The sequence below is a fragment of the Nocardiopsis lucentensis DSM 44048 genome (assembly GCF_000341125.1).
Taxonomy (GTDB): Bacteria; Actinomycetota; Actinomycetes; order Streptosporangiales; family Streptosporangiaceae; genus Nocardiopsis; species Nocardiopsis lucentensis.
Genome location: NZ_ANBC01000134.1, coordinates 1 through 7,273 on the forward strand (window position 1 = coordinate 1; position 7,273 = coordinate 7,273).

Annotated in this window: 5 protein-coding genes and 2 pseudogenes; all 7 read left to right on the top strand. The window is 70.1% G+C overall.

Annotated elements, in window-relative coordinates; genetic code table 11:
- A pseudogene (locus D471_RS41575) lies at positions 1-148 on the top strand (HAD family phosphatase); the annotation flags it as partial.
- A 192-nt stretch (positions 149-340) separates the two neighbouring features.
- Entirely contained in the window at positions 341-1,030 is a 690-nt protein-coding gene (locus D471_RS0104325; protein ID WP_017597492.1) for a DJ-1/PfpI family protein, read from the top strand.
- A 148-nt stretch (positions 1,031-1,178) separates the two neighbouring features.
- Complete coding sequence (locus D471_RS0104330) at positions 1,179-1,694, top strand: hypothetical protein (RefSeq protein WP_040688319.1); 516 nt, start codon at positions 1,179-1,181, stop codon at positions 1,692-1,694.
- Between the two features lie 64 nt (positions 1,695-1,758).
- Positions 1,759-2,427 (top strand): annotated as a pseudogene (locus tag D471_RS41265) (maleylpyruvate isomerase family mycothiol-dependent enzyme).
- 721 nt (positions 2,428-3,148) lie between these two features.
- Entirely contained in the window at positions 3,149-4,207 is a 1,059-nt protein-coding gene (locus D471_RS0104340; RefSeq protein WP_026127402.1) for an ABC transporter permease, read from the top strand.
- A 103-nt stretch (positions 4,208-4,310) separates the two neighbouring features.
- A complete protein-coding gene (locus D471_RS0104345; protein WP_017597497.1) occupies positions 4,311-6,065 on the top strand; it encodes an ABC transporter substrate-binding protein in 1,755 nt (584 codons plus the stop codon).
- Positions 6,066-6,158: 93 nt separating this feature from the next.
- Positions 6,159-7,172 (top strand): ABC transporter permease, encoded by a 1,014-nt coding sequence (locus tag D471_RS0104350; RefSeq protein WP_017597498.1) that lies wholly within the window; start codon positions 6,159-6,161, stop codon positions 7,170-7,172.
- Positions 7,173-7,273 lie beyond the last annotated feature (101 nt).

Genomic DNA, 7,273 nt, shown 5'->3' on the forward strand with positions numbered 1-7,273 from the left:
CGGTGTGGCCGCGGCCGCCTCGGCGGGCTGCGCCACGGTCGCGGTGCCCAACCACGTGGAGATCGCTCCGCGCGAGGGCGTGGTCTTTCGTGACTCGCTGGTGGGCGTGGACCTGGAGTGGCTGGAGTCGCTGGTCGCCGACCGCTGACCCCACGCGCCGGACGGGGCCGCGGCGCGGGGCGTCGCGGCCCCTCGGTGTTGGTCCCCGGGTGGCCGACGCCCGCCGTTCGGCGAGAGCCCGTGCTCCGGGGCCCGTGTCCGGACGACGGAGATCCCACGATTCCTGACACGGCGGCGGGGAAGCGTTGCGGGGGGCCGGGGGCCCGGCGAGGCTGGGGCCATGACCAAGACCATCGCGTACGTGCTCTATCCCGAACTCACCGCGCTCGACCTCGTCGGTCCCCTCACCGTGACCTCCGTCCTGGAGAGACTCGGCTCGGACTGGCGCACCGTGACCGTGGCCCGCGACCTGTCCGCGGTGGACAGCGACGCCGCCGTCGGGCTGCGGGCGACGGCGACGTTCGACCAGGTCACCGACCCCGACGTGGTGATCGTCCCCGGAGGGTCCGCCGGCACCTTCGCGGCCTGCGCGGACCAGGACCTGCTGGGCTGGCTGCGCGCGGCGGCCGAGTCGGCCCACCTCATGGCGTCGGTGTGCACCGGTTCGCTGATCCTGGGCGCCGCGGGTCTGCTGCGGGGCCGCCGCGCCACGACGCACTGGAGCCTGCTCGACGCGCTGCCCCGGTTCGGCGCCACCCCCGTGTCCGAGCGCTGGGTCCGGGACGGGGACGTCCTCACCGCGGCGGGCGTGTCCGCCGGTATCGACATGGCGCTGCACCTGGTCCACGAGTTGGAGGGGGAGGAGGCGGCCCGTCTGGCGCAGCTGGTGATCGAGTACGACCCCGAGCCGCCGCTGGGCCCCCTCGACTGGGCGTGGACCGAGCGCTCCGAGCGGCCGGATCTGCTGCGCAGGCACATGCACGCGGCGCTGGCCGAGGCCCTCGGCCCGGCCCCGGAGACGGCTGACTGACCGGCCCCCGCCCCTCGGCGCTGGTCCGGTGTACGTGTGAAGGGCACGGGTAGCGTGGAGGCAGGAGCCCCGGGCGGGCGCCGGACCGGGAGACTCCCTAAGGGATCGGCCTGATGTGCGCTTCGGCGTCGGATGGGAGACTGGCGACATGTTCGAGCTGCCTGAGAACCTGCCCGTCTCCGATCTGACCGTGGGTGCCGTCCTCACCGGGCTGGGGCTGATCATCTCCTTCCTCGTGTGGCGCCGCAGGGGCGCCGCCTCGGGCGTGCGCGGCGTGGCCTGGTCGCTGGTGCCGCTGTCCGTGGCCCTGCTCGGGTTGATGGGCGTGGTGTGGGAGTTCGTCCGCGGGGTCGTGGGGGTCCTCACCGGACTGTTGATCAGCCCGTTCGTCTGGGCCGGAGTGATCCTCGCGGGGCTGGCCGTGGTGCTCTACGTCGCCTCCGGGGTCATGCGCTCGCGGGGCGTGGGTACCGGGTCGCGCGCCGGGAAGGCCAAGGACACCGGCAAGGACGCCGACGGCAAGGGTGCGGGCAAGGCGGCCGCCGGGCCCGGGGCCACCGCGCCCCAGGTGGGCCCGGCGCAGGGGAAGAAGGCCGCCCCCGCCGACGACCTGTCCGACTTCGGCGACATCGAGGAGCTGCTGCGCAAGCGCGGGATCGACTAGCGCGCGGGGATGGCCGACCCCCACCGCCCTCCCCGCGACCTGATCCGTCGGATCTCCCGGGCCCATGCCCGGGTGCTGGACCTGCTCGACGGCCTGGACAGAGGAGCGGACGGCTCAGCCCTCGGCCCTTCCCGGGTGGACACGCGGGCACGTCGTCCAGCACCTGACGGACAACGCTCGCGCCTTCGAACGGCAGGCGCGGTTCGCGCTGCGCGGTGAGCTGGTCGAGATGTAGGACGGAGGTCAGGACGGGCGCGACCGGTCGATCGAACGGGGTGCCGTCCGTCCCCTGGCCCGCCCGCGAGAGGACCTGCGGTCGGCCCAGCGCGACCTGGAACGGACCTGGGCCCCGCTGACGGCGCGGGACTGGTGCCGACCGGTGCGCTTCCGCCGCGCCACGGTCCTGGACACCGCGCTGGCGCGGTGGCGGGAGGCCGAGATCCACGCCGTCGACCTCGCCGTCGGCCACCGGCCCCGCGACTGGTCGCGGGCCTTCGCCCTGCACGTTCTGGACTTCCTGGCCGACAGGGCTCCCGCGGGGAGGCGGCTGGTCCTGCGGGCCACCGACGACGACCACACCAGGTCCCCGGGGGAGGGACCGCCCGTCGTGGTCGGCGGAGCGCTGCGCGACCTCGCCGCCTGGATGGCGGGCCGTGGCACCGACGGCGCCGTGACCACGACCGCTCCCGCCCCGCCGGAGCTGGGTCCCTGGCCGCCGGACCCCGCCGACTGAGATCCGGGGCGCCCCGGGGCCAGCGGAGCTTTCACCACTCCTGTACCACTTCTGGCACGTGCGTCTCACGGCGTGCCCTCCGTCGCGTGCCCGCCGTCCGCTTCGCCTGCCCTCCGGGGCGAACACCTCCGGGCCGCGGGGTGACGGAGAACGAACCGGCAACGGAACGGTGACGGTGCGGACGAGGGACGGGCGACGGCCTATCCCCCGTCGCTTTGTGAACTCACGCGAACACTCTCGGAGCCATAGCACTTGCCATAGCGTTCCCTCTTCGCGTCGGTTTCGCCTGTTATCAGGGAGTATCGTGAGGGCTCGCTACTGGCTGGTATGTCCAGGTCACCAGGGTCGTCCGATGAATGTGCAGTTTGTCGAAGAGTGGCAAGAAATGAGTTTTTTGTCATCATTTGTCACGATTCAGATACATGACACGGAACTGGACGATATGTGTCCAGATGGCGAGTAGGTTGGTCGCTGTGTAACAGCCCGGGCGGTTTCGCGCCGGGTGTGTCCAACTCCTCACTGGGGTCGGTGCGCCCGAGCAGCCGCGTCCGGCGCGGTGGAGGCACCCCCTCCTCGCCGCCGGTCCCGCCCACGCCAGCCAGTGTCGAGATCCGACCGGCCCCACATCGTGAGGACCCCCAGGCGGGTCATCCCCCAGGTCTCACGCGTGGGTTCAGTCCTCCCTCGGCCGAAGCGTATGAGTGGAGAGAGTGGTGTCCCGATGAGCGCGCCCTCGCAAGCCCCCGAGTCGGCGGATCAGCCGACCTCAGCGGATGCCGTCGAGGAGTCCGAGGCCATGGCCGGTCACGGCGGATCGGACAACCGGTCCCTCCGGCAGATCGCGTGGCAGCGGCTGAAGCGGGACAAGGTCGCGATGGTCTCCGGCGTGGTGGTCGCGCTGCTCATCCTCGCCGCGATCCTGGCGCCGCTCCTGACCAAGTGGTTCGGGTACCCGCCCACCGAGTACCACCAGGACCTCGTCGACCCCTCCACCCGGCTTCCCTTCAAGGACCCGGAGAACCCCTACGACGAGTTCGGCTACGCGATCACCGACCCGTGGGGCGGCATCAGCTCCGACCACTGGCTCGGCGTCGAGCCCACCACGGGCCGAGACCTGCTCAGCCGCCTGCTCCACGGCGCGCAGATCTCCCTGCTCGTGGCGTTCCTGTCCACCCTGGTCTGCGTCGGCCTCGGCACCGTCCTCGGCATCATCGCCGGCTACAAGGGCGGCTGGGTCGACACCCTCATCAGCCGGGCCATGGACATCTTCCTGGCCTTCCCGCTGATGCTCTTCGCGATCGCGCTCGTCGGCGTCATCCCCGACGGTCTCCTCGGCCTGACCGGCAACGGCCTGCGCATCGGCGTCATCGTCTTCATCATCGGGTTCTTCAACTGGCCCTACATCGCGCGGATCGTCCGCGGTCAGACGCTCTCCCTGCGCGAGCGCGAGTTCGTCGAGGCGGCCCGCAGCCTGGGCGCCGGCAACCGGCACATCCTGGTCAAGGAGATCCTGCCCAACCTGATCACGCCGATCCTGGTCTACTCGACGCTGCTGATCCCCACGAACATCCTGTTCGAGGCGGCGCTGAGCTTCCTGGGCGTGGGCATCAACCCGCCCACCCCGAGCTGGGGAAAGATGCTCTCCGAGGCGATCCCGTTCTACCAGAACGGCCCCTACTTCGTCGTCTTCCCCGGCCTGGCCATCTTCATCACCGTCCTGGCGTTCAACCTGTTCGGTGACGGCCTCCGCGACGCCTTCGACCCCAAGACCTCGGACTGATCCGCGTCGGTACGGGGCGAGGCCCATCGCCGGACCCCGTACCGACACGGATCGACCCGCGGGTCCAACCATCCCCTTTCAGGTTCGGTAGAGAGGTAGTTCCTTGAGGAAACGCACCCTCGGCTTCGTCGCGCTCGGCGCGGCGGCGTCCATCTTCCTGTCCGCGTGCGGCGGCGGCGACAGCACCGGCGGCGACGGCGGCGGCGAAGGCGCCGGCTTCAACGCCGCCGAGAACTCCGTGGTCAACGCCTCGGACCAGACCGGCGGCACCCTGCGCTACGCCATCCAGGACGACTTCGACTCGGTCGATCCGGGCGACACCTACTACGGCTTCAGCTGGAACTTCTCGCGCTACTACGCGCGCACCCTGCTGGCCTACAACCCGGAGCCGGGCGAGAACGCCACCGACCTGGTCCCCGACACGGCCGCGGGCATGCCCGAGCCGAACGAGGACTTCACCGAGTGGACGGTCGAGATCAAGGAGGGCCTCAAGTACGAGGACGGCTCCGAGATCACCGCCCAGGACATCAAGTACGGCATCATCCGCGGTGACTTCAACGGCGGCTCCCTGGTCCACGGCCCGAGCTACTTCGCCCAGAAGCTCGACGCCGACCCGGACTTCAACGTCTACGAGTCCTCGGACCCGCTCGGCGAGTTCGACGCCATCGAGACCCCGGACGACCACACCCTGGTCTTCCACCTCAAGGAGAGCTTCTCGGAGTTCCCCAACATCCTGATCATGCCGCAGACCGCCCCGGTCCCGGTGGACGCGGACACGGGTGCGCTCTACCAGCAGCACGTCATGTCCTCGGGCCCGTACAAGTTCGACGGCGACTACGAGCCCGGCGTCAAGCTCCACCTGGTCCGCAACGAGGAGTGGGACGCCGAGTCCGACCCGATCCGCACGGCGCTGCCGGACCGCGTCGAGGTCGAGATCGGCGTCAACCAGGACGAGATCGACGAGCGCCTGGTCAACGGCGAGCTCGACGTCGACCTGGGCGGCACGGGCGTGGGTCCGGCCATGCACAGCCGCCTGGCCGGCGACGAGTCCGAGCGCCCCAACATCGACAACCTGTACTCGGGCGCCCTGCGGTACGTGAACATCCACACGCCGGTCATCGAGGACGTCGCCTGCCGCCAGGCGATCATGTACGCGGCCAACCGCGACAGCATGCACCGCGCCTGGGGCGGTGAGCTGGGCGGCGACATCGCCACCAACCTGATCCCGCCGCAGATCCCGGGCTCGGACCCGGAGAGCGACCTGTACCCCTCCGAGGACAACAAGGGTGACCTCGACTCCGCCCGCGAGAAGCTGGAGGAGTGCGGCGAGGAGGACGGCTTCGAGACCGTCATCGCCGCCCGCGAGGGCCGTGAGAAGGACGTCGACACCGCCGAGGCCCTGCAGAACGCCCTCGCCGAGGTCGGCATCGAGGCCAGCATCGAGCTCTACCCGGCCAGTGACTTCTACGGCCAGTACGCCGGTTCCCAGGACTTCGTCCGCGAGAACAACATCGGCCTGAGCGTCTCCGGCTGGATCCCCGACTGGCCCACCGGCTACGGGTTCGCCCAGGCGATCACCGACGGCCGCGCCATCGTCGAGACCGGCAACTACAACATGGCCGAGCTCGACGACCCCGAGATCAACGAGCTGTGGGACCGCTCGATGCAGACCGAGGACCCGGACGAGCGCGCCGACATCTACGCCAAGATCGACACGCTCGTGATGGAGCAGGCCGCCATCCTCCCGGTGATCTTCGACCGCGCGATGTTCTACCGCTCCCCTGAGCTGACCAACGTCTACTTCCAGCCGGGTTACGCCATGTACGACTACATGGCCCTGGGCGTGGACCGCGGCTAGCCACCACCGGCCAAGTTCCGAACTATCACGACAAGGCAGGTGAAGGCGGCGGGGGCCCTGCGGCCCCGCGGGTAGCCCCCGCCGCTGACCGCGATGTTGACCTACATTCTCCGCCGACTCGGTGCGGGCCTGTTGCTGCTCGCCATCGTCACGATGGTCACCTTCTGGATCTTCTACGTCCTGCCCCGCTGGGCCGGGGTGACGCCAGAGGGCATGGCCGCCATGTACGTGGGCAAGGCGCCCACCCCCGAGGCCCTGGCGGCCACGGTGGAACGGCTCGGGCTGGACCAGCCGATCGCCGGCCAGTTCTACGACTTCATCAGGACGCTGCTCCTCGGCACCGAGTACACCTTCGGCCGGCAGACGGTGGAGTGCGCGGCGCCGTGCCTGGGCTACTCCTTCTCGACCAACACCCCGGTCCTGGAGCAGATCGTCAGCCGCCTGCCGGTCACGATGTCCCTGGCCGCCGGCGCGGCCGTCATCTGGGTCGTCGGCGGCGTCGCGGTCGGCGTTCTCTCGGCCGTCAAGAAGGGCAGTATCTTCGACCGGATCGCCATGTCCCTGGCCCTGGTCGGCGTCTCCCTGCCGATCTACTTCACCGGTCTGCTCTCGCTGGCGTTCCTGGTGCACAACTGGAACCTCTTCCCGGTGCCCCGGTACGTGCCCCTCACCGAGGACCCGATCGCCTGGGTCCAGGTGATGATCCTGCCGTGGGTGACCCTGGCGTTCCTGCACGCCGCGCAGTACGCGCGCCAGACCCGTGCGGGCATGCTGGAGACCCTCGGCGAGGACTACATCCGCACCGCCCGGGCCAAGGGCCTGAGCGAGCGCCGGGTGATCTTCAAGCACGCGCTGCGGCCCACGCTGACCCCGATCGTCACGATCTTCGGCCTCGACCTGGGCCTGGTGCTCGGCGGCGCCATCCTGACCGAGACGACGTTCTCGCTCAACGGCATCGGTAAGTACGCGATCGACGCCATCGTCTCCAAGGACCTCCCGGTGATCCTCGGCGTCACCCTCATGGGCGCGTTCTTCATCGTCCTGTGCAACCTGATCGTCGACCTGCTCTACCCGGTCGTCGACCCGCGGGTGCGGATCGCCAAGTAGCACGCGACAGCGCCGACCAGACCAGCTCTAGTGAAGGAATGTGACATGGCCTCGACCGAGCCCGTCGTCCGGGTGGACGACCTGCGGGTGACGTTCCCGAC

What these genes read in the sequence shown, in the direction of transcription:
- D471_RS0104325 (WP_017597492.1), top strand. Translation starts at nt 341, where the DNA reads ATGACCAAGACCATCGCGTACGTGCTCTATCCCGAACTCACCGCGCTC.
- D471_RS0104350 (WP_017597498.1), top strand. Translation starts at nt 6,159, where the DNA reads ATGTTGACCTACATTCTCCGCCGACTCGGTGCGGGCCTGTTGCTGCTC.
- D471_RS0104330 (WP_040688319.1), top strand. Translation starts at nt 1,179, where the DNA reads ATGTTCGAGCTGCCTGAGAACCTGCCCGTCTCCGATCTGACCGTGGGT.
- D471_RS0104340 (WP_026127402.1), top strand. Translation starts at nt 3,149, where the DNA reads ATGAGCGCGCCCTCGCAAGCCCCCGAGTCGGCGGATCAGCCGACCTCA.